1 protein-coding gene is annotated in these 1,494 nt (G+C 62.8%); it reads left to right on the top strand.

The features are described from left to right. Positions 1 to 209 precede the first annotated feature (209 nt). Positions 210 to 1,235 carry an IS110 family RNA-guided transposase gene (locus DTX69_RS29870; protein ID WP_119305235.1) on the top strand — a complete coding sequence of 342 codons (1,026 nt, stop codon included), beginning with the start codon at positions 210 to 212 and terminating at the stop codon, positions 1,233 to 1,235. The last annotated feature ends 259 nt before the right edge of the window (positions 1,236 to 1,494 follow it).

Here is a 1,494-nt window from a genome sequence, read left to right on the forward strand (position 1 = left end):
CGCTTCATCCGATCTCCTGCAATTCGCGCAGAAATCATACCGTGCGAATCACTTGAATGCGCGCGGTCTTCACACATGGGGTAATCGCGGGAGCGATTCGCCGTCATGACCGGAAGCATCACAAGATTGAAGAGCAGGTGATTGTTCCCCGATAGGATGGAATCACGGGCTCACGACTGAACGGGCCCCGTATCGAACGGAGGACAACCATGGGCGAATATGTTGGTCTCGACGTGTCTCTGAAAGAAACGGCGATTTCTGTACGGCGTGACGGCAACAGGATCTGGCGCGGCAAGTGCCCCTCTGATCCGAGCTTGGTCACAGAAGTTCTCCGCAAGCGGGCGCCAGCGGCCAGGCTGGTGGTGTTCGAGACCGGTCCCTTGTCGGTGTGGTTCTATCATGCCTTGCGCTCAGGAAGGCTTCCAGCGATCTGCATCGACGCCCGGCATGCCAAGGCCGCGCTCGACATGGCACCGAACAAGACCGACGCCAACGATGCCGATGGCTTGGCGCATCTGGCCGAGGTGGGCTTCTACCGCGAGGTCCGCGTGAAGGGCTATGACAGCATGCTGATCCGCACGCTGGTGGCCGCGCGGACCAGACTGGTCCGGATCACGACCGAGCTCTCCAACCAGATCCGCGGACTCATGAAGACGTTCGGGCTGGTCATTCCGCGCAGCAAAGGTGGCAAGTTCGAAGCCGAGGTCCGGCATCGGCTCGCCGGCCAGGACGCGCTTGCCCGTATCATCCTGCCGGTCCTTGCAGCCTGGCGCAACGTGCGTGCCCGCGCCGCTGAGCTTGGGCGACAGCTCATCGCCAGCGCACGGCAGAGCAAGACCTGTCAGCTGCTGATGTCGATCCCCGGGGTTGGTGCGGTCACCGCAACCTCGTTCACGACTGCCATCGAGGATCCGGCGAACTTCAAAAAGTCGCGGTCGGTCGGTGCGTGGCTGGGACTGACGCCCCGCCGCTATCAATCCGGTGAAGTCGACTATGACGGCCACATCTCCCGGCGCGGCGACCCTCATCTGCGGGGACTGCTCTATGAAGCGGCGACCGTCATCCTGACCCGCGCCTATGCCGAAAGTGACCTGCGCACATGGGGCCTGAAGCTGAGAGAGAAGATCGGCTTCAAGCGTGCCGCCGTCGCCGTTGCGCGCAAGCTGGCCGTCATCATGCATGCGATGCTGAGATCTGGCGAGCTGTTCAACCGGGCGACCAGCGTCAAGGCCTGATACCGGAGCTTACTCGCGCCTGCCCAGAGGCGCGCCGAGGCGTCCCTGCCGGGACGTAGGACGAACCATTCCGCCCTGGCTGTTGCACCGTCAGGCCGCTGTGCCCGTCGCGTGCGCTTCACACTCTGGAAGGTTCATCCGCGAAGCCCCATCATGCGGCGACTCTATTGTCGACCGCGAAGACAACACTGCTCCCGGCAAACGACCGCCTCGACGTCCAAACCGGGCTTGCATTTTGCCGCGCGATTAGACAACAGCC

It is taken from the genome of Dongia deserti (assembly GCF_003574735.1).
GTDB classification, from domain to species: domain Bacteria; phylum Pseudomonadota; class Alphaproteobacteria; order Dongiales; family Dongiaceae; genus Dongia_A; species Dongia_A deserti.

Excerpts from the sequence above, each read along its gene's own strand:
- DTX69_RS29870 (WP_119305235.1), top strand. The coding sequence starts at position 210 with ATGGGCGAATATGTTGGTCTCGACGTGTCTCTGAAAGAAACGGCGATT.